This is a genomic window from Flavobacterium sp., assembly GCF_036759525.1.
In the GTDB taxonomy this organism is placed as follows: Bacteria; Bacteroidota; Bacteroidia; order Flavobacteriales; family Flavobacteriaceae; genus Flavobacterium.
In genome coordinates this window covers 170,851-189,587 of record NZ_DAIOUN010000004.1, presented here as the reverse complement: position 1 = coordinate 189,587, position 18,737 = coordinate 170,851, and the positions used below count along the sequence as shown (strand labels likewise).

General features: G+C 34.8%; 16 protein-coding genes and 1 pseudogene. 7 read left to right on the top strand and 10 right to left on the bottom strand.

The genetic code is table 11. The features are described 5' to 3' along the window. The first annotated feature begins 100 nt into the window (after positions 1-100). From V7M80_RS05480 to V7M80_RS13160, 5 genes are all read left to right on the top strand, one after another. The gene (locus tag V7M80_RS05480; protein WP_333694613.1) at positions 101-2,089 is read left to right on the top strand and encodes a DUF349 domain-containing protein; all 1,989 of its coding nucleotides are present in this window, start codon (positions 101-103) and stop codon (positions 2,087-2,089) included. 82 nt (positions 2,090-2,171) lie between these two features. Continuing rightward, the gene (locus V7M80_RS05475; protein ID WP_333694612.1) at positions 2,172-2,519 is read left to right on the top strand and encodes a hypothetical protein; all 348 of its coding nucleotides are present in this window, start codon (positions 2,172-2,174) and stop codon (positions 2,517-2,519) included. Between the two features lie 71 nt (positions 2,520-2,590). Further along, on the top strand, positions 2,591-3,079 hold the full coding sequence (locus V7M80_RS05470; protein ID WP_333694611.1) for a hypothetical protein: 489 nt from the start codon (positions 2,591-2,593) through the stop codon (positions 3,077-3,079). A gap of 111 nt (positions 3,080-3,190) precedes the next feature. Further along, positions 3,191-4,549, top strand: coding sequence for an oxygen-independent coproporphyrinogen III oxidase (hemN, locus tag V7M80_RS05465; protein WP_333694610.1), 1,359 nt, complete (start codon positions 3,191-3,193; stop codon positions 4,547-4,549). A gap of 246 nt (positions 4,550-4,795) precedes the next feature. Continuing rightward, positions 4,796-5,227 carry a tetratricopeptide repeat protein gene (locus V7M80_RS13160; protein WP_442902341.1) on the top strand — a complete coding sequence of 144 codons (432 nt, stop codon included), beginning with the start codon at positions 4,796-4,798 and terminating at the stop codon, positions 5,225-5,227. A gap of 48 nt (positions 5,228-5,275) precedes the next feature. Here the strand turns inward: V7M80_RS13160 and V7M80_RS05460 are convergent, their stop codons facing one another. Then, positions 5,276-7,405, bottom strand: coding sequence for an elongation factor G (locus tag V7M80_RS05460; protein ID WP_333694609.1), 2,130 nt, complete (start codon positions 7,403-7,405; stop codon positions 5,276-5,278). Between the two features lie 152 nt (positions 7,406-7,557). Here V7M80_RS05460 and V7M80_RS05455 point away from each other — a divergent pair, with 152 nt between their 5' ends. After that, positions 7,558-8,361, top strand: a complete 804-nt coding sequence (locus V7M80_RS05455; protein ID WP_333694608.1) for a M23 family metallopeptidase — start codon at positions 7,558-7,560, stop codon at positions 8,359-8,361. On the opposite strand, the gene V7M80_RS05450 is transcribed toward V7M80_RS05455, so the two are convergent. From V7M80_RS05450 to V7M80_RS05415, 8 genes are all read right to left on the bottom strand, one after another. Further along, positions 8,362-9,066, bottom strand: a complete 705-nt coding sequence (locus V7M80_RS05450; RefSeq protein ID WP_333694607.1) for a sulfite exporter TauE/SafE family protein — start codon at positions 9,064-9,066, stop codon at positions 8,362-8,364. A gap of 88 nt (positions 9,067-9,154) precedes the next feature. Beyond that, on the bottom strand, positions 9,155-9,601 hold the full coding sequence (locus V7M80_RS05445) for a FixH family protein (RefSeq protein ID WP_333694606.1): 447 nt from the start codon (positions 9,599-9,601) through the stop codon (positions 9,155-9,157). A gap of 49 nt (positions 9,602-9,650) precedes the next feature. Next, positions 9,651-11,069, bottom strand: coding sequence for a cytochrome c oxidase accessory protein CcoG (gene ccoG / locus V7M80_RS05440; RefSeq protein WP_333694605.1), 1,419 nt, complete (start codon positions 11,067-11,069; stop codon positions 9,651-9,653). A 52-nt stretch (positions 11,070-11,121) separates the two neighbouring features. Further along, positions 11,122-12,048, bottom strand: a complete 927-nt coding sequence (locus V7M80_RS05435) for a cbb3-type cytochrome c oxidase N-terminal domain-containing protein (RefSeq protein ID WP_333694603.1) — start codon at positions 12,046-12,048, stop codon at positions 11,122-11,124. A gap of 24 nt (positions 12,049-12,072) precedes the next feature. Continuing rightward, a complete protein-coding gene (locus tag V7M80_RS05430; protein ID WP_333694602.1) occupies positions 12,073-12,243 on the bottom strand; it encodes a CcoQ/FixQ family Cbb3-type cytochrome c oxidase assembly chaperone in 171 nt (56 codons plus the stop codon). A gap of 2 nt (positions 12,244-12,245) precedes the next feature. Next, the gene (gene ccoN, locus V7M80_RS05425) at positions 12,246-14,438 is read right to left on the bottom strand and encodes a cytochrome-c oxidase, cbb3-type subunit I (RefSeq protein ID WP_333694601.1); all 2,193 of its coding nucleotides are present in this window, start codon (positions 14,436-14,438) and stop codon (positions 12,246-12,248) included. A 2-nt stretch (positions 14,439-14,440) separates the two neighbouring features. Next, entirely contained in the window at positions 14,441-14,635 is a 195-nt protein-coding gene (ccoS, locus tag V7M80_RS05420) for a cbb3-type cytochrome oxidase assembly protein CcoS (RefSeq protein ID WP_333694599.1), read from the bottom strand. Positions 14,636-14,693: 58 nt separating this feature from the next. Next, the gene (locus V7M80_RS05415; protein ID WP_333694596.1) at positions 14,694-17,096 is read right to left on the bottom strand and encodes a heavy metal translocating P-type ATPase; all 2,403 of its coding nucleotides are present in this window, start codon (positions 17,094-17,096) and stop codon (positions 14,694-14,696) included. A 109-nt stretch (positions 17,097-17,205) separates the two neighbouring features. Here V7M80_RS05415 and V7M80_RS05410 point away from each other — a divergent pair, with 109 nt between their 5' ends. Beyond that, on the top strand, positions 17,206-17,886 hold the full coding sequence (locus tag V7M80_RS05410) for a Crp/Fnr family transcriptional regulator (RefSeq protein ID WP_333694595.1): 681 nt from the start codon (positions 17,206-17,208) through the stop codon (positions 17,884-17,886). 33 nt (positions 17,887-17,919) lie between these two features. Here V7M80_RS05410 and mazG read toward each other — a convergent pair. After that, a pseudogene (gene mazG, locus V7M80_RS05405) lies at positions 17,920-18,693 on the bottom strand (nucleoside triphosphate pyrophosphohydrolase). Positions 18,694-18,737: the final 44 nt, after the last annotated feature.

Sequence of the window (18,737 nt, the reverse complement as noted above, 5' to 3'; positions counted from 1 at the left end):
TTTTCAATCTTTAAAAGGCACAAAAAATAGGATTTCTTTGAATTTTTGAGAACACTTTAGTATCTTTCGCCTTTAATTACGAACCTTACACATTAACACAATGTTAGACGAAAAGAATGATAACCTGTCCTCTGAAAATCTGGAGACAGACGGAAACTCAGAAAATCAATTAGCTATGGAACCCACTGAAACCCCAACTTTAGTTTCAGAAGAAGTTTCAACACTAGCTATTGAAACCGAATCCGAACCCGAAAATGAAGACGATACAAATCAATCTTCGGGGAATGACGCGGTTTTAAAAGCCATAGATGAATCTAACGCCGAAGAGAGTGAAGACGAAACCTTGAAGGAGCGTCACTCCATTCCTTTACTGGATTATGCTGCTATGAGCATGGAAGCTTTGGTTTCTGAATTGGAGAAACTTTCTCAAGTTGACAAAGTAATGTCTATCAAGGAACACGTAGAAGAAATAAAAAAAGAATTTCTCTCAAAATACAATCATTTTATTGAAGAAAAACGAGATGAATTCTTAGCCGAAAATTCAGATCCAAACGAAGAATTTGAATATCATTTGCCGTTAAAAAACACATTTGATTCGGTTTACAAACAAATTAGATCCAAACAAAACGCTCATTTTAAAAGTTTGCAAAACAATTTACAAGCCAATCTCAATAGACGTTTGGAAATTGTTGAAGAGATAAAAAACCTGATCAATCCACAAGAAAACATAAAAGATACACTCAAGCATTTTAATGAATTACGCGAAGAGTGGAAAACCATTGGTCCAATTCCAAGAGACAAATACAATCATGTTTGGAATAACTACCATTTTCATGTAGAAAACTTTTATGATTATTTGCATTTAGACCGCGAAGCTCGTGATTTGGATTTCAAACACAATTTGGAACAAAAACAAAAAATCATTAGCCGTGTAGAGGAGTTACTGCAAGAAGAAGATGTAACCAAAGCTTTTCGAGAGCTTCAAGATTTACATCGAATTTGGAAAGAAGATATTGGCCCTGTAGACAGAGAGCATCGCGAAGAAATCTGGAATCAGTTTAGTTCGCTAACCAAACAAATGCATGATAAAAGAGAAAGTTTGTTTGCTGGCCAACGCGAGAAAGAACTCACACATTTGGCTAAGAAAAAGGAAATAATAGCCGAAATTGAAAAATTGGCTACCCAAGAAGTTACAGCCCATAGTCAATGGCAAAATTTAATTGAGCAAGTAGAATCGCTTCGCAATGCTTTCTTTAGTGCGGGCAAAGTACCGAGTGAAGTAAATGAAGATACTTGGGCAGAATTTAAAACTGCTGTACGCAATTTTAATGCTCACAAAAACGCATTTTACAAAGACATTAAAAAAGAACAAACCGATAATTTGAATAAAAAATTGGCTTTGGTTGAAAAAGCAAAGTCAATGAGTAGCAGTGAAGATTTTGCAGCCACAACTCCATTGATGAAACAAATTCAGGAAGAATGGAAACAAATTGGACACGTACCTCGAAAATATTCGGATAAAGTTTGGAAAGAGTTCAAAGAAGCTTGCAACCAGTATTTTGACCGAATGAAGGCGGTTCGAAATGAAGCAAATTCTGAAGAAATTGAAGCGTTTGAAAAGAAAAAAGCTTATTTAGACAGCCTGAAAGATTTTGAATTGGTGGGTGACCACAAAACCGATCTAGAGGCCATTAAAGCACATATTGAACATTGGAAAACCTTAGGAAAAGTTCCCTTTTCCAGAAGACATGTTGAAGGAAAGTTTAATAAAGTATTGGATACCTTGTTTGAAAAATTGAGTTTGAGTAAAAAAGAAAGCGACATGATGCGTTTCTCAAACAAAATAGAACAATTAGCCGGTACCGATGATGCCCGAAAAATTGAAAGCGAAAAAATATTTATCATTCGTAAAATAGAAGAAGTACAATCGGAAATATTCCAATTGGAAAATAACATTCAATTTTTCACACATGCCAAAAAAGACAATCCTCTTGTAAAAGAAGTTTTTAAAAACATTGAAAAACATAAGGATGAGTTGAAAACCTGGAAGGATAAACTGGCTCAACTTCGTAATTTAACCCAAGAATAGATTAAAAATCCACTTCTAAGAAGTGGATTTTTTTTATACAAATTCTAACACTTTGGATTTAAATAAATTCTACCTTTACCCCATGAAATGGTTGAAAAACAGTTTGGGACTTTTACTATTGTTTATGGCTTTCTTTTGGAATGCCAAGACTATCTCTTTTCCAACCCAAATTTTCTTTCATGCTACCGAAACTGTAGAAACCACAGAAGTTCAAAAGCAAGTTGCCACTACCAATCGTGTTAGTGAACCTCAGCTATCAGTTGCTTTTAAAAACCATTTTTCTACAAACCCTTGCTTGAGTCAGCCTATCTACCAATTTACGTTTGGAGTGATATCCCTTATTTTTGAAAGTAACCCTTTTTCAACTCAAGATATAGACCGATGTCTAAAAGTCTCGGTTTTACTTTTTCCGTATCATTTTTATTGGTAAATCCATTTTCGTTAAATCCATTCGTCAATTTTGATTGACAACGAAATGAATAATTACTAAAACTTATAAAAATGGAAACATCCACAAATATTATAGGGTTATTTCTAATCCTAATTATTGTATTACCTATAGCACTATTATTAAAAAATCAGAACAATAGCGGCAAAAGAATTAATCAAATACTTCACTCGCACGGAAACGGGTCATCAAAATCTTTCACAGAAAGAGATGCAATTAACAATAAAATTGTAGCATTTGATCCCAATCAAAAAATACTGGTTTTGATAGATCAAAACACGAAACCGGAAACCGTTACTGCTGTAGATTTGAATGCCTTTGATAAAGCCTCAATTATTCGAAAATCGGAACCCTCACAAGTGAAAGATCGTAACGAAATTACAACTCAAGTTGAAATTCTTCTGGAAAAAAAAGGAACAGAAAAAAAGGAACGTTTGCTGTTTTATAACTTTGAATACGAGCGTCCTATACAAATAACCTATTACAGAGACAATCAATTGGCCGAAAAATGGTTGGCTATCATTCAACAATCTATAACCTAAAAAAAAGAGACCCTAACACGGTCTCTTTTTCGTATGACAATTATCATTTTTTTATCGTACAAACGCCCTTACCTTTGATATGCAATAAAAGTAAAAACACAATCTAACTTTATGTCTTTGATACAAAAATATAATGTCCCGGGACCCCGTTACACCAGTTATCCTACTGTTCCTTATTGGGATGAAGGAAGTTTTACTACTTCCCTATGGAAAGAAACATTGGTTAGGTCCTTTACAGAAAGCAATGCTTCTGAAGGCATTAGTTTGTACATTCATTTACCCTTTTGTGAAAGTTTATGCACCTTTTGCGGGTGTAACAAACGCATTACCAAACGACATGATGTAGAACATCCCTATATAGATGCGGTTTTAAAAGAATGGCAATTGTACTGTGAACTCTTACCCAAAAAACCCATAATTAAAGAAATCCATTTAGGAGGCGGCACCCCAACCTTTTTTTCACCCAAAAATTTAGAACGTTTGATTAACGGTCTTTTTGAAAATGCAATAAAGCATCCGGAACATGAATTTAGTTTTGAGGGACATCCCAACAATACCACTAGAGCCCATTTGCAAAAACTTTACGATTTAGGATTTCGCAGAGTGAGTTTTGGAGTTCAAGATTATTCAGATACCGTTCAAAAAGCGATACATCGTATTCAGCCTTTTCACAATGTTGCCAAAGTTACCTTTTGGGCTCGTGAAATTGGATATACTTCTATTGGGCACGATTTAATTTTTGGATTACCCTTTCAAAGACTGCATGATGTTATAGATACAATAGATAAAACCAATTCCCTACAACCCGATCGTTTGGCCTTTTACAGTTATGCACATGTGCCTTGGATAAAAGGAAACGGACAGCGAGGGTTTAAAGATGACGATTTGCCGCAAGATGAAGAAAAAAGATTACTTTATGAATTGGGTAAAAAACGACTGTCTGAAAACGGATATCATGAAATAGGAATGGATCATTTTGCATTAGGAAGCGACAGTTTGTATCAATCGTTTAAAAACGGAAAATTACACCGCAACTTCATGGGATATACTTCATCCAAAACTCAAGTAATGATTGGTTTGGGGGTTTCATCCATTAGTGATAGTTGGTATAGTTTTGCCCAAAATGTAAAAACCTTAGAAGATTATTATGATGCTTTGGCCCAAAATGACTTACCTGTATTTCGGGGGCATATTTTAAATGCCGAAGACATTGTAATACGGAAACACATACTGAATTTAATGTGCCATTTTCATACCTCGTGGACAGATTACGGAACGTATTTTTCTGAAATTCCCCATGTTATTGAACGTTTGGAAGAGATGAAAAAAGATGGATTGGTTCAAATTACAGAGAATACTTTAACCGTTACAGAGAAAGGAAAACCTTTTGTACGTAATATTTGTATGGCTTTTGATTTGAGAATGACACGTAATCAACCGGAAACAGCCTTATTTTCAATGACGGTATGATACGTTTTCTGACCTCTTTGTAACTAAAATTCCCTTTTTAGCGTAAAACCCTTATAAACTCTTTTTATCATGGGTAGATTTGGTAGTGTACAATCGATGAATACTATTATGAAAAATAATAGAGCATTAATCGGTAAAAGAAAATCTAGGTTCTCATCTAAGAAGGAGTATATAGGTTCATTTCAAGACAAAGACCCAGAAGAATTTATCGATTATAAATAAGCTTCTCCAGAATTATTAAAAGAAATTAGAATAAAACTGAGCAATGAAAAAAAAGCTTCATTTCGTTTAAGTATCTTACTATTTCTCCTTATTTCTATACCGGCTATTGGTTTTACGTATTATCTTTTTGGAAATAATAAATCCATAGTATATAATCAACCCAATGAAAAAAGAGAGTCGTTTCAAGATTCAATCAGTAAAAAATTCATCTTTTACATAGAAGATGGCGATGAATGGTTAAACCAAGGGAAATTTGAAAACGCTCTTTTTCAATATAAAAAAGCCTTAGAACTCGACACAAATAATTTTTCAACTCATTATAGAATATGTTTAGCCTATAGCTATTTGTATAGATATGATAACCTTTTTTGTCAAGAAGGAAAAACACATTTAGAAGAAACATTACAAAAATTCCCAAACGAATCAAAACTAAATGATTTTAAAATCTTTTATTAAAAAAGCCCGACGCTAATCGGGCTTTAAATTTAAATATGCATAATGATTTTACACTTCAACTAAATCTCCTTTAAAGGATTGAATTACTTCTTGTTGAATCTCAAAGGGTACTTTCTCGTAATGCGAAAATTTCAAACTCAATTTGGCTCTACCTTGTGATAACGAACGAACAGCTCCCATAAAATCATGCATTTCTGCAATTGGAACTAAGGCCTTAATTTTAGTAAAATGGCCTTCGGCATCCATACCTTCTACCATAGAACGATGCGATTGAATGGTACTCATTACCGAACCGGTTATATCATCCGGAGTAATGATAGTTACGTCATAAATCGGTTCTAATAATTGGGGATTGGCATTGATAAAGTTTTCTTTAAACGCCATCATTCCGGCAATTTTGAACGACAAATCGTTGCTGTCAACCGCATGCATTTTGCCATCATATACCAAAACTCCAACATCTTGAACGTGGGAACCGGTGAGTGGTCCTTCTTGCATTTTTTCCATCACCCCTTTTAAAATAGACGGATGAAAACGGGCATCAATGGCTCCACCTACAATGCAATTGTAATAGATTAATTTTCCTCCCCAAGGTAAATCAATTTCTTCTTTACCCCGAATAGGATAGCCTTTTGGCTCTTCACTATCTGCTGTAATTGGGAATATTTTCATTGAAATTTCACCAAACTGCCCTGCTCCACCCGATTGTTTTTTATGACGATACGTGGTTTCTGCTTCGGTTTGAATAGTTTCCCGATAGGCTACTTTTGGTTTTTTAAATTCAACCGATAATTTATGCGTATTTTCTAATTTCCATTTGATAACCGCCAGGTGTAATTCGCCTTGGCAATGAATAATAGTTTGTTTCAATTCGGCAGATACCTCAACGATAATACTTGGATCTTCTTCTACCAATTGATGCAATGCCGTTGAAAGTTTTTCTTCTTCACCTTTTTTGGTCCCTTCTACAGCTATTGCGAAAGTTGGAATAGGAAATTGAATTGGTTGAATGGCAATTGGAAAACCTTTTTCGTGCAACGTATTGTTAGTATGCGTATTTTTTAACTTTAAGGTTGCTCCAATATCTCCGGCGGTTAATTCATCTACAGCCATTCGTTTGTTGCCTTCCATTTCAAACAATTGCATCATTTTTTCCACTTGTCCGGTTTCTTCATTGGTTAGTTCATCACCTACTTTTACCGTTCCGGAAAGCACTTTAAAGAAACTCAACTCGCCCACATGCGGTTCGGAAACGGTTTTGTAAATAAAAATAGCTGTTTTTCCTTTGTCATCGCATGGAATTTCGCGGTTGTCAATGGTTAATTGTGGGGGCATTTCATATGCAGAAGGACATACATTATCAATAAATCCCATTAATCTTCCCCCTCCCATATTCAGTTTAGCGGAAATACAGAAAACCGGAAAAATTTCATGTTTGATTAAGGAATGGTGTAAGCCCAATTTCATTTCGTCTTCGTTTAATTCTCCTTTTTCAAAATAGTTTTCCATTAACTGTTCATCGTTTGCGGCTATAGTTTCAATCAATTCTTGATGCAACTGTTTGGCTTTTGCTTTCTCTGCATCCGGAATGGGTAGTTTTTCAGGTTTTCCACCATCGGATGGATATTGATACATTACCATATTCAGAACATCAACAACTGCATTAAAATTGGGACCTTGATTAACCGGATACTGAACAATAACCAATTGGTTTCCAAAATGAGTTTTGGCTTCGGCTACGGTCTTATCAAAATCGGCTTGTTCATGATCGAGTTGATTTACCGCAAAAATGACAGGAAGTTTGAATTCATTGGTATATTGCCAGATAATATCAGTTCCTACTTCTACTCCCATTCTGGCATTGAGAAGCATCACACCACATTCTGAAACCCGCATTGAAGCAATAATTTCTGAAGATAAATCGTCATAACCGGGAGTATCGAGAATATTTATTTTAAATCCTTTCCATTTGGAATTCACCAATTTCGAAAAAAGCGTTTTTCCTTTTTCATGTTCAATATCAGTATAATCGGCAATAGTATTTTGGTCTTCTACCGAACCTCTTCGGTTGATTATACCTGATTCAAACAACATAGATTCGGCAAGTGTGGTTTTACCACTACCCGTGTGTCCAAGCAATACCACATTTTTTACATGATTTATATCAAATTGTAACATATACTAAAAATTTAAAATTACACCTTAAAGTTCTGATAATAAATAGAAAAATAATATGATATAAGTCAGTTCAAATGGTAATTTCATAAAAAAAACTTAGCCCGGAAAAATTTATCCGGATTTTACTGATATTTGTAAAAAATGGAACCCACATGAAAAAATATGTACTTGCAATATTCATTGGAATTATAGGAAATGTATTTGGACAAATTGATGCCAAAGTATATTATGAAAAAACAGAAAATGGATATATGGTTTATGGTGATAATGCCGAATTGTGTGAAGTTTCAATTGAATTGAATTTCACTCTGGTAAATTTAAATTCGGATATTGGCCCCAAAAAAATTATAGTACTACCCCCTCAATCACTCAAAAACAAAATAGCTGCTTTGACTGTGGTTAATCCCAAAATGATGTATAAATTCTCCTATACTACACTTATGAATTGGGGAAATCATTATTTGGAAACTTATGACGATACGTTTGTATACCAACTCCCATTTCAGGCTGGTGAAAAATACAAAATTGGACAAGGATACAACGGAAGCTTTTCGCATCAAAATCAAAATGCCCTAGATTTTACTATGCCCGTTGGCACGCTCATAACTGCAGCACGTGGTGGAACCGTAGTAGCTGTAACTCAAAAACATTTTAAAACGTGTGCTGTAAAATCGTGTGCCGAATTTAATAATTATATTACCATACAACATTCGGATGGCACTTTTGCCGAATACACACACATTAAACAAAATGGGGCATTGGTAAAAAAAGGCGACAAAGTAACGATGGGACAACCTTTGGCTAAAAGTGGAAATGTAGGATGGTCTAACGGACCTCATCTTCATTTTGTAGTTTACATTCAAAGGCTCACGCAAAGAGAAACGCTTAAAACCAAATTTCAAACATTGAATGGAGTGATTTCGCAATTGGAAGAAAAAGTAATTTACGAGAGATAATTATTGATGACAATTGGGTTGAGCTTGAACAATAAGACTTGTGGTTTTGGGAGAAAGATAAGGAATATCTAAGCCCAAACCTCTTACTATAAATAAGCCACCAATGATGAATACCATGATAGGAATCATTTTTTGAATTTTTGTGCGAACAGGAACAGTAATACAATTAGCAATGAGCACCACGGCACTCATCATAGGTATTGTTCCTACACCAAATAATGCCATATAAGTTGCACCCATCCACTCATTTTGCATGGCAATGGCACCGAAAAGTGCGGCATACACCATTCCGCAAGGTAAAAAACCATTAAGTAAACCCATAGTAAATAAAGCATCGAACGTTTTTCTTTTGAATTGAGCCCCCAAATGGGATTTTACTTTGGAAATAACTCTATAAATGGGTTTTGAAAAATTGTACTGAGCCAATTTTCGTTCAGGAATTAAGACAAACAAGATCATCAAAACACCTACTACTATGGATAATTGCTGTTGAAATCCGGCTAAGAATAAACCTCTGCCCAACATTCCAAAAAATAAACCTAAAAGGGCATAGGCCGTCAATCTACCTAAATGATACAGGAAAATTTGAAAAACTCTATTGGCTGCATTATTGCGGTCTACCGGAATCATCATAGCAATAGGGCCACACATTCCAATGCAGTGGAAACTACTGATTAATCCGAATATGACAGCCGTGTAGAGCATGATATTGATAAGTGATTGGTAATGGGATATAGGTATGAGGTTATAGATAAAATTGACCAATTCCCCATTACCTATACCCTATACCCTTTTATAAATAAATGGTTTTCTTTGTTAAAAATTCTTTGCCTTGATACGTCCAATCTATAGAAATGTCCCAACGACCGCCCACCAAGTTACTTTTAGGTATGAGCAAATGTGAACCGGACAAGGAAATCGGAACTTCAAAATCCAGTTTTTGGTTAGACGGTCTGTACAGGGACACTTTTCCATTTATTTCGGTATAATTCATAGAATCCGGAAAATGTATTTTTAGTCCTTCTGAGAAGGCTTCAATAGTGATATCATCTTTTAAATTGAGAGCATTTTGTTCCTTCTCCATTTGTTTTTCAAACACGAGTTCTTGTTTGTAATATTCTTCAACAACCAATTCGTGATCATAAGTAGAATCGGATTGTACTTTAAACACGAAGTACAAAATAAATCCGATAAACAATCCGAATGCAATTACAATAGCAGTTCCCCAGTTTATTTTCATAATTTTTATTTCTTTTTTAATGCAACGTTTTACTGTCCGCTACAATTGATTAATTAAAACTTCTTGGTCCCATGAAGTTGGTCGTAGTGGTTTCAATTAGATTGTCACCATCATAAACTTCAATTTTTAATTTAATTTTATCTCCTTCCAGATAAGCCGGATTTATTTCGATAAATAGAGTGCCTTTTGCAATACTATCTGGTTTTACGGTAAGTTTAGATTTTCCTACTACTATAATTTCGCCTTTAGGCTCAATTAATTTGAATGTTACATTTTCAAATTTTTTGGTTGTTTTATTAACTACTTTATAGGTATAAACATTACTAATATTTTCTCCTTTATGTTGAAACAATTGTCCGGGAAGTCTCAAAACTGTAGCTTCTACATCATTTCGCAAGAAAAGCATTCCAATTAAAACTCCAATTAAAATGAGGAGCACTGCAGCATACCCTTTCATTCGGGTTGTGAAAACAAATTTTTCTTTTTTTACAATTTCATCCTCACTGGCATAACGAATAAGACCTTTGGGTAAACCTACACTTTCCATAATAGTATCACATTCATCTATACAAGCTGTACAATTGATACATTCCAGCTGAGTTCCGTTTCGAATATCTATTCCGGTGGGACAAACGTGTACACATTGTTTGCAATCAATACAATCTCCTTTCCCTGAGGTTGCTCTATCTTCTTGTTTATTAAACTTAGCTCTACCCAATTCTTTTTCCCCTCTTACATAATCGTAGGCCACATTTATAGATTTATTGTCCAACAAAACCCCTTGCATACGCCCATAAGGACAAGCAATAATACATACTTGTTCTCTAAACCAAGCAAATACAAAATAAAAGACCGCAGTAAAAATCAATAAAGCTATTAAGGTACTTGTGTGTAATGCCGGTCCTTCTTTTATCATCAACAAGAGTCGGTCACTACTTACCAAATAGGCCAGAAAGACATTGGCTATGAGGAAAGAAAACAAGAAAAACACAAACCATTTCGTGAGTCTTTTTCTTATTTTTTCGGCATTCCATTCTTGTTTTGCCAAACGAATTTGAGCCCCTCTATCTCCATCAATCCAATACTCAATTCGACGAAAAACCATTTCCATAAAAATAGTTTGCGGACAAAACCAGCCGCAAAAAATACGTCCAAAAGCTACTGTAAACAAGGCCAATCCGACAACTCCAATTATCATTGAAATTACAAATAAATGAAAGTCTTGAGGCCAAAATGGAAAACTAAAAATATTAAATCTTCTTTCTAGTACATTAAACATTAAAAACTGATGTCCATTTATTTTAATAAAGGGAGCAGTGAGTAAAAAAAGAAGTAAGAAATAACTAAGTAATTTCCGTTTATCGTAGTAAAAGCCTTTGGGTTTTTTGGGAAAAATCCACGCTCTCTTACCCTCTTGATTGATGGTACCAATAGTATCTCTAAAACTTTCGTCTTTAACTTTTGACATGGCTTTTAAAAGTAACCAAATCCCGCAATGCGGGATTTGGAATTTAATATATTTAATTTACAGGTGCAATAGAATCGATTGCGGTTTCAGTTTTAGGAGCATTTTCATCTATCCAAATATCTCCTTCTGGGGCTTTAGCATCTTTGGGGTTTGTACCTTGCAAAGACAATATGTAACTGGCAACTTTTTGTATATCTGAAGGCTTAATTTCGGCTTTCCAAGAAATCATTCCTTTTCCTTCTCGTCCTCCTTCCATAATGGTGTTGAAAACGTTTTTAATTCCGCCACCCAAAACCCAATGAGCATCGGTTAAATTGGGACCAATAGATCCACCTCCATCGGGTTTGTGACAAGCAACACACTTGGCATCGTATATGGCTTTGCCTTCGGCTAATGCTGTAGCATCTGTTAATAATGTAACTTTATCTTTATCCATTAAATCGGGAGCTGTGAGTTTGTATTTTTCAATTTCAGCTCTGGCAATTTCCATTTCGGTTTCAAATTCTTCCTCTTGTGTATAATCATTAACAATGTGAAAGCGAACCAAATAAACAAAAGCAAATAGAATTGTAATATAGAATAATTTCACCCACCAAGGTGGAAGAACATTATCCAATTCTTTAATCCCATCGTAATCATGATCTAACAATACATCTTGTTCTTCGTGAATTTCTTTAGAACGGGTAAGTTTTTTCATTATCCCTTGGTAAAATTTACTTTCGGTAAACGGGATAGATTGGGCTTCCTCCAATTGCTTTTTTTGTTCTTCTGTGAGTAAATGATAGGTTACTTTATCTACTGCACTAACCACAATTTCGATGGCAATTAATAGAAATAGGAAAACACCCAGAAACAGAGCAACCATAGGATACTCTACAAAAGCCGGCTTATCTCCTGAATCTATAAAATATTCCATTGCACCCAATACGATGGCAAAAAGCAACGGAACTCTAACATATGATGGAATTATTTTTTTCATTTTTTAAAACGTATAAAGTTACTATTAGTCTTCTTGTAAAGGAATATCGCTCAACTCTTTGATCTTATCTTTACTGTAAGTGAACACCCACACCAAAAGCAAGGCAAAAAAAAGAAAGAAAATACTCAGGGAAATTATAGGATAGATTTCTATTCCGGAAATGGTATCCATATGATGTTTGATAAACTTGAGCATGACTATTTATTTTGAGCGGTTTCTTTAACTTTAATATCGGTACCTAAACGTTGCAAGTAGGCAATCAATGCAGTAATTTCTCTATCTTTCATAGGAACGAATGCATCACCCCGAGTGGCAGCGTTCTTTTTACTTTCTTCATACGATTTTACAAAATCAGGATCTGAATGAAGGTTCTTTTCAATTTCAGCCGATTGTTTTTCAATTGAAAGTCGTGCATTTTTAATATCTTCATCAGAATATGGAACCCCAAGGGTTACCATTACCTCCATTTTTTTCTCAATAAGACTGTGATCCATAGCTTTATTGTCATACAACCATTTGTATCCCGGCATTATAGAACCCGGTGAGGTACTTTGAGGATCCCACATGTGATTAAAATGCCAATTGTCATTGTATTTAGCACCCAAACGATGTAAATCAGGACCGGTACGTTTTGAACCCCATAAGAAAGGATGATCGTAAACATATTCACCCGCTTTTGAGTAATCGCCATAGCGAACTACTTCCGAACGGAACGGACGAATCATTTGCGAGTGACATCCCACACAACCTTCGCGGATGTACAAATCGCGTCCTTGCAATTCTAAAGGTGTATACGGTTTTACTGAAGCAATAGTAGGAATATTCGATTTCACTACGATAGTAGGTATAATTTGAATAATACCTCCAATGAGAATGGCAACCAATGAAAGAATGGTAAATTGAATCGGTTTGCGTTCTAACCAAGAATGCCATTTTTCACCTTTTAATCGTTTTGGAGAAATTACTGCCAAAGCTGGAGCTTCGGCCAATTCATCTTCTACTTTTGATCCTGCGGCAACTGTGCGAATTACATTGTATACTAAAACCAATAATCCCACAACATATAATGTACCACCTATGGCACGCATCCAATACATGGGCATAATTTGTGTTACAGTTTCTAAGAAATTACCGTATACTAATGTCCCGTCTGGGTTGAATTGTTTCCACATAGAAGCTTGTGTAAAACCGGCAACATATAGCGGAAGAGCGTATAAAATAATACCCAAAGTTCCTATCCAAAAATGGAAATTAGCTAATTTTTCGGAGAACAATTTGGTTTTAGTCATACGAGGAATCAACCAATAAATCATACCAAACGTCATAAATCCGTTCCAAGCTAAGGCTCCTACGTGAACGTGGGCTATAATCCAATCGGTAAAGTGTGCAATAGCGTTAACGTTTTTAAGCGAAAGCATTGGACCTTCAAAGGTTGCCATACCATAACCGGTAATACCAACCACGAAAAATTTTAAAACGGCATCGGTTCTAACTTTATCCCAAACCCCTCTTAAAGTGAGTAATCCATTAATCATACCCCCCCAAGATGGAGCAATTAGCATTACAGAGAAAACAACGCCTAAATTTTGAGCCCAATCCGGTAAAGCGGTATACAATAAGTGATGAGGTCCTGCCCAAATGTATATAAAAATCAACGACCAAAAGTGGATAATAGATAAACGATACGAATACACCGGACGATTCGCTACTTTAGGCACAAAATAGTACATCAAACCTAAAAACGGCGTAGTTAAGAAAAACGCCACCGCATTGTGCCCATACCACCATTGTACTAAAGCATCTTGTACGCCTGCATATACTGAATAACTTTTTAAAGCAGAAACAGGAAGTTCTAAACTATTGAAAATATGAAGAATGGCAACCGTAACAAATGTGGCTATGTAAAACCAAATTGCAACATAAATATGTCGCTCTCTACGTTTTAGAATAGTCATAATCATATTGATACCAAATACTACCCAAATTAAAGCAATGGCAATATCGATTGGCCATTCCAATTCGGCATACTCTTTTGAAGTTGTAATACCCAAAGGTAAAGTTACAGCAGCGGCAACAATAATTAATTGCCAACCCCAAAAGTTGATGTTACTGAGTAAGTCGCTGTACATTCTTGTCTTTAACAATCTTTGCATAGAGTAATAGACTCCTGCAAAAATGGCATTTCCAACGAAAGCAAAAATTACTGCATTGGTGTGTAAAGGTCTTAATCTACCAAAACTTAAGAATGATACTCCATCCGTTAGATTGGGAAATAAAAACAGGATAGCCAAAATAAGGCCTACTAACATCCCTACCACACCAAAAACGATACAGGCGTAGAGGAATTTCTTTACAATTTTGTTGTCGTAATAAAATTGTTGCATCTCCATAATTATACTTGTTTTTCTTTAATTGTTTGTATTGGTTTATTGTTTGATTTGATTTTGAGTTCATCATCAAAAAGCATGCGCACAGATGGCGTGTAGTCGTCATCATATTGGCCATTTCTTACTGCTCTTAAGAAGGCAAAGAGAAAAAATACAGCCACAATTATGCTTATCGTAATTAGAATATAAATAACACTCATACCTTAAATTTATGTTAACAAAATTAGCCTTACTCGATTTTATAAAATATGATATTTATCATGCCTCATTTTTTTCTTTTATTGCGTTGTAATTTCTCGCATAAAAGTTGGTCATTATCGTAACAAAGCTTACAATAGATACGGTGCTTAATGGCATTATAATAGCTGCAACAAGTGGGGATAAATTACCCGATACGGCATAACTTAACCCTACTATATTATACAGAATTGAAAGTCCGAAACTCATATATATAGTTTGCATTGCCTTTTTGGAATACTGCATAAAGAAATTTATGTTGTGAAACTGAGTAGCATCTAAAATCCCATCACAAGCAGGAGAAAAAACATTTACATTTTCGGATATGGAAAGTCCAATGTTACTTTGAGCCAAAGCACCGGAATCATTTAAACCATCGCCAATCATCATCACATTTTTACCTTGTTTTTGAAGATCTTCGATGTACTGTAATTTTTGTACGGGTTTTTGATTGAATACCAAAACTGTAGAAACGGGAAGCATTTTTTCTAAAATCTTTCGTTCTCCATCATTATCACCGGATAAAATTACCAGTTGGTATTTTTTTGACAATTGCAAGAACAACGACTCTAATCCTACTCGGTATTGATTATTAAACACATAGCTCCCTTTGTAAACTCCATTAATTTCAACGTGTACTTTGGTTTTCCTATGGGTATTTTCTGTTAGGGTTTTTAAGAATTGAGAAGATCCTAATTTGATAGTATTCCCTTCAATTTCTGCATAAATCCCTTTCCCTATTATCTCTTCAAAATGGGTTGGGTTTACTTTAATTTGCGTGGGTATAAATTCATATAACCGTCTACTTAAGGGATGATTAGAACCTCTTAAAGCATTACTAAGAAGTTTTAAATCGAAAATACTTAAAGGTGCTCCTTCATATGTAATAGCTGTTTTTCTATTTGTAGTAATGGTACCGGTTTTATCAAAAACAATAGTATCAACTTGTGCCAATTGCTCTATTACTGTGGCATTTTTTAGATACAGATTTCTTTTGCCCAAAATTCGCAATACATTTCCCAACGTAAAAGGAGCCGTTAATGCCAATGCACAAGGACAAGCCACTATGAGTATAGCAGTTAACACATTAAATGCCGTATTGGTATCTATAAAAATCCAATACAAAAATGAAACAAGAGCAAGAGCTAATAAAGCGGGTGTAAAGTATCGACTGATTTTATCGGTAACCGTTTTGTGTTTGATAGCCACTTTTTTCTGAAATACATCGTTACTCCATAATTGAGTGAGATAACTTTGAGAAACGGAGTAAAGCACTTCCATTTCAATAACTTTACCTAATTGTTTGCCTCCGGCAAAAATTTTATCGCCTGATTTTTTTTCTATGGCAACGGCTTCACCAGTTACAAAACTGTAATCAATGGCTGCTTTATCGGAAATTAAAATCCCATCAACCGGAATTAATTCTTGATTTCGTATTATAAGTCGGTCTCCTTTTTGAATATCATACACTTGTACAGAAGTTTCCGAACCATCGGCTAAAACTTTGGTAATTGCAATAGGAAAATAGGATTTATAATCCCTTTCAAACGAGAGAAATGCGTAAGTTTTTTGCTGAAACAACTTCCCTAACAGCATAAAGAAAATGAGTCCGGTCATGCTATCAAAAAAGCCTTGACCGTAATCAAAGATAATATCTACTGTACTGCGAATAAACATAACTACAATACCCAGTGCAATAGGAATATCAATATTAAAAAAACCGGATTTAATACTTTTATAAGCCGAAACGTAATACCCGCTGGCAGAATAAATAAAAGCAGGCAAAGAAATCCCGAAAATCAACCATCTAAAAAATCCACGGTATTCATTTATCCAATATTCTTCAACTTCAAAATATTCGGGAAATGAAAGCAGCATAATGTTTCCAAAACAAAAAAAAGCTACTCCAATTTTATAAATTAAACTACGGTCTATTTCTTTTTTCCCGGAATCAAAATTCTCCAAACTAATATAGGGTTCGTAACCTATGGATGCTAATAACTCTACAATCCGTTTAAGAGTTGTAATTTGAGGGTTGAATGATATTCTGACTTTTTTTTCCGGAAAATTAACCTGCGATGTTAGTATTCCTGATTGAAGTTTTTGTAGATTTTCCAGAATCCAAACACACGAACTACAGTGAACATGAGGTATGTAGAGTGAAACAACATGTGTTGTGTTTTCTTGGAATTCCAAAAGTTTTGTAGCAATGTCTTCATTGTCTAAAAAATCATATTTACCTTTAATATCTTGTGGTGTAGCACCGGGTGCCGACTGAAAATCATAATAACAAGTTAAATCGTTTTGACTAAAGATTTCATAAACGGTTTTACAACCGTTACAACAAAATGCTTTTTCATCAAAAATTATCTCCTCATTTTTCGTGATTTCAATGCCACAATGGAAACAATTTCCAGTGTTCATAATTTGCTCATTTTACCTGTAACAAAGGTTGCAAAAGGATGAAAATTAAAATATGATATTTGTCATACTTTAATTATCTTTGTAAATACCAATAAAAAAACAAACACTAATGAGCAAGTGTGAACAATGTATCGTTAGGGAATTTAGTTCACTAAAAGCCCTAAATAAAGAGGAATTGTTAAAAATGGCAAATTGCAAAACCTCTTATACCATAAAAAAAGGTGAACCTATTTTTGAAGAAGGTGAATCGGTTAATGGTATATATTGTGTAAAAGATGGTATTTGTAAACTATCTAAATTGAGTGCAAACGGTAAAGATCAAATTGTAAAATTGGTTAAACCGGGAGAATTGTTAGGACAACGTTCTATGATTAGTGATGAGCCTGCCAATTTAAGTGCAGTTGCTTTGGAAGATATGGAAGTTTGTTTCATACCTAAATCTGAGGTTTTGGGCTTTTTCAACAACAACAATCAGTTTTCAATGAATGTTATGAAGACCATTTGTGGCGATTTAAAAGAATCTGACGACCACATGGTTTCCATGGCTCAAAAAACAGTTAAAGAACGATTGGCCGAAACTCTAATTTATTTGGAAGATACTTTTGGTAAAAATGATGATGGCTCGTTGCACATTCAACTTTCACGTGAAGAATTGGCTGGGATGATTGGTACCGCTACCGAAAGTTGCATTCGTTTATTATCTGAATTCAACAAAAACGGCTGGATTGATTTAAATGGAAAAAAAATCAGTATTACCGATAAAAACAAATTAAAGAGAATGGCAGAATAGAAAAGAGGGTTGTTCAAACAACCCTCTTTTTATTTACCTTTTTTTTGCTTCTTCCCAAAACACATCCATCTCGGCCAATGTCATTTCAGAAAGCGGTTTACCAAGTTCACCTGCTTTACTTTCGAGATACATAAAGCGTTTCATAAATTTTTTGTTTGTTCGCTCCAAAGCATCCTCTGGATTGATTTTTAAAAACCGTGCATAATTAATCATCGAAAACAAAACATCGCCAAATTCAGCTTCAATTTTATCGGTATTTCCGGCCTTGACTTCTATTTGTAATTCGTTTAATTCTTCTTGCACTTTATCCCAAACTTGATGTGGTTCTTCCCAATCAAAACCAACTCCTTTTACTTTGTCTTGAATACGGCTTGCTTTTACCAAAGCCGGTAAACTTTTGGGAACTCCTTCTAAAACCGATTTTTTGCCTTCTTTCAGTTTTAGTTTTTCCCAATTTTGTTTCACTTCTTCTTCATTGGCCACCACCACATCGCCGTAAATATGCGGATGGCGATCAATCAATTTATCGCAAATACTATTGGCTACATCAGCAATATCAAAATGGTTCGTTTCGCTACCTATTTTGGCATAAAACACTATATGCAACAACAAATCGCCCAACTCCTTTTTTATTTCTTGTAAATCGTTATCCAAAATAGCATCGCCTAATTCGTAAGTTTCTTCGATAGTAAGATGGCGTAAACTTTCTAAGGTTTGCTTTTTATCCCACGGACATTTTTCTCATAAATCGTCCATGATATCGAGTAGGCGACCAAAAGCGGCTAATTGTTGTTCTCTTGTATGCATTATATATTGATTTGTGTAAAAATAAAAAATCCTGCTCATTGCAG

Excerpts from the sequence above, each read along its gene's own strand:
- V7M80_RS05480 (WP_333694613.1), top strand. The coding sequence starts at position 101 with ATGTTAGACGAAAAGAATGATAACCTGTCCTCTGAAAATCTGGAGACA.
- V7M80_RS05475 (WP_333694612.1), top strand. The coding sequence starts at position 2,172 with ATGAAATGGTTGAAAAACAGTTTGGGACTTTTACTATTGTTTATGGCT.
- V7M80_RS05470 (WP_333694611.1), top strand. The coding sequence starts at position 2,591 with ATGGAAACATCCACAAATATTATAGGGTTATTTCTAATCCTAATTATT.
- hemN (WP_333694610.1), top strand. The coding sequence starts at position 3,191 with ATGTCTTTGATACAAAAATATAATGTCCCGGGACCCCGTTACACCAGT.
- V7M80_RS05460 (WP_333694609.1), bottom strand. The coding sequence starts at position 7,405 with ATGTTACAATTTGATATAAATCATGTAAAAAATGTGGTATTGCTTGGA.
- V7M80_RS05455 (WP_333694608.1), top strand. The coding sequence starts at position 7,558 with ATGAAAAAATATGTACTTGCAATATTCATTGGAATTATAGGAAATGTA.
- V7M80_RS05450 (WP_333694607.1), bottom strand. The coding sequence starts at position 9,066 with ATGCTCTACACGGCTGTCATATTCGGATTAATCAGTAGTTTCCACTGC.
- V7M80_RS05445 (WP_333694606.1), bottom strand. The coding sequence starts at position 9,601 with ATGAAAATAAACTGGGGAACTGCTATTGTAATTGCATTCGGATTGTTT.
- ccoG (WP_333694605.1), bottom strand. The coding sequence starts at position 11,069 with ATGTCAAAAGTTAAAGACGAAAGTTTTAGAGATACTATTGGTACCATC.
- V7M80_RS05435 (WP_333694603.1), bottom strand. The coding sequence starts at position 12,048 with ATGAAAAAAATAATTCCATCATATGTTAGAGTTCCGTTGCTTTTTGCC.
- V7M80_RS05430 (WP_333694602.1), bottom strand. The coding sequence starts at position 12,243 with ATGCTCAAGTTTATCAAACATCATATGGATACCATTTCCGGAATAGAA.
- ccoN (WP_333694601.1), bottom strand. The coding sequence starts at position 14,438 with ATGGAGATGCAACAATTTTATTACGACAACAAAATTGTAAAGAAATTC.
- ccoS (WP_333694599.1), bottom strand. The coding sequence starts at position 14,635 with ATGAGTGTTATTTATATTCTAATTACGATAAGCATAATTGTGGCTGTA.
- V7M80_RS05415 (WP_333694596.1), bottom strand. The coding sequence starts at position 17,096 with ATGAACACTGGAAATTGTTTCCATTGTGGCATTGAAATCACGAAAAAT.
- V7M80_RS05410 (WP_333694595.1), top strand. The coding sequence starts at position 17,206 with ATGAGCAAGTGTGAACAATGTATCGTTAGGGAATTTAGTTCACTAAAA.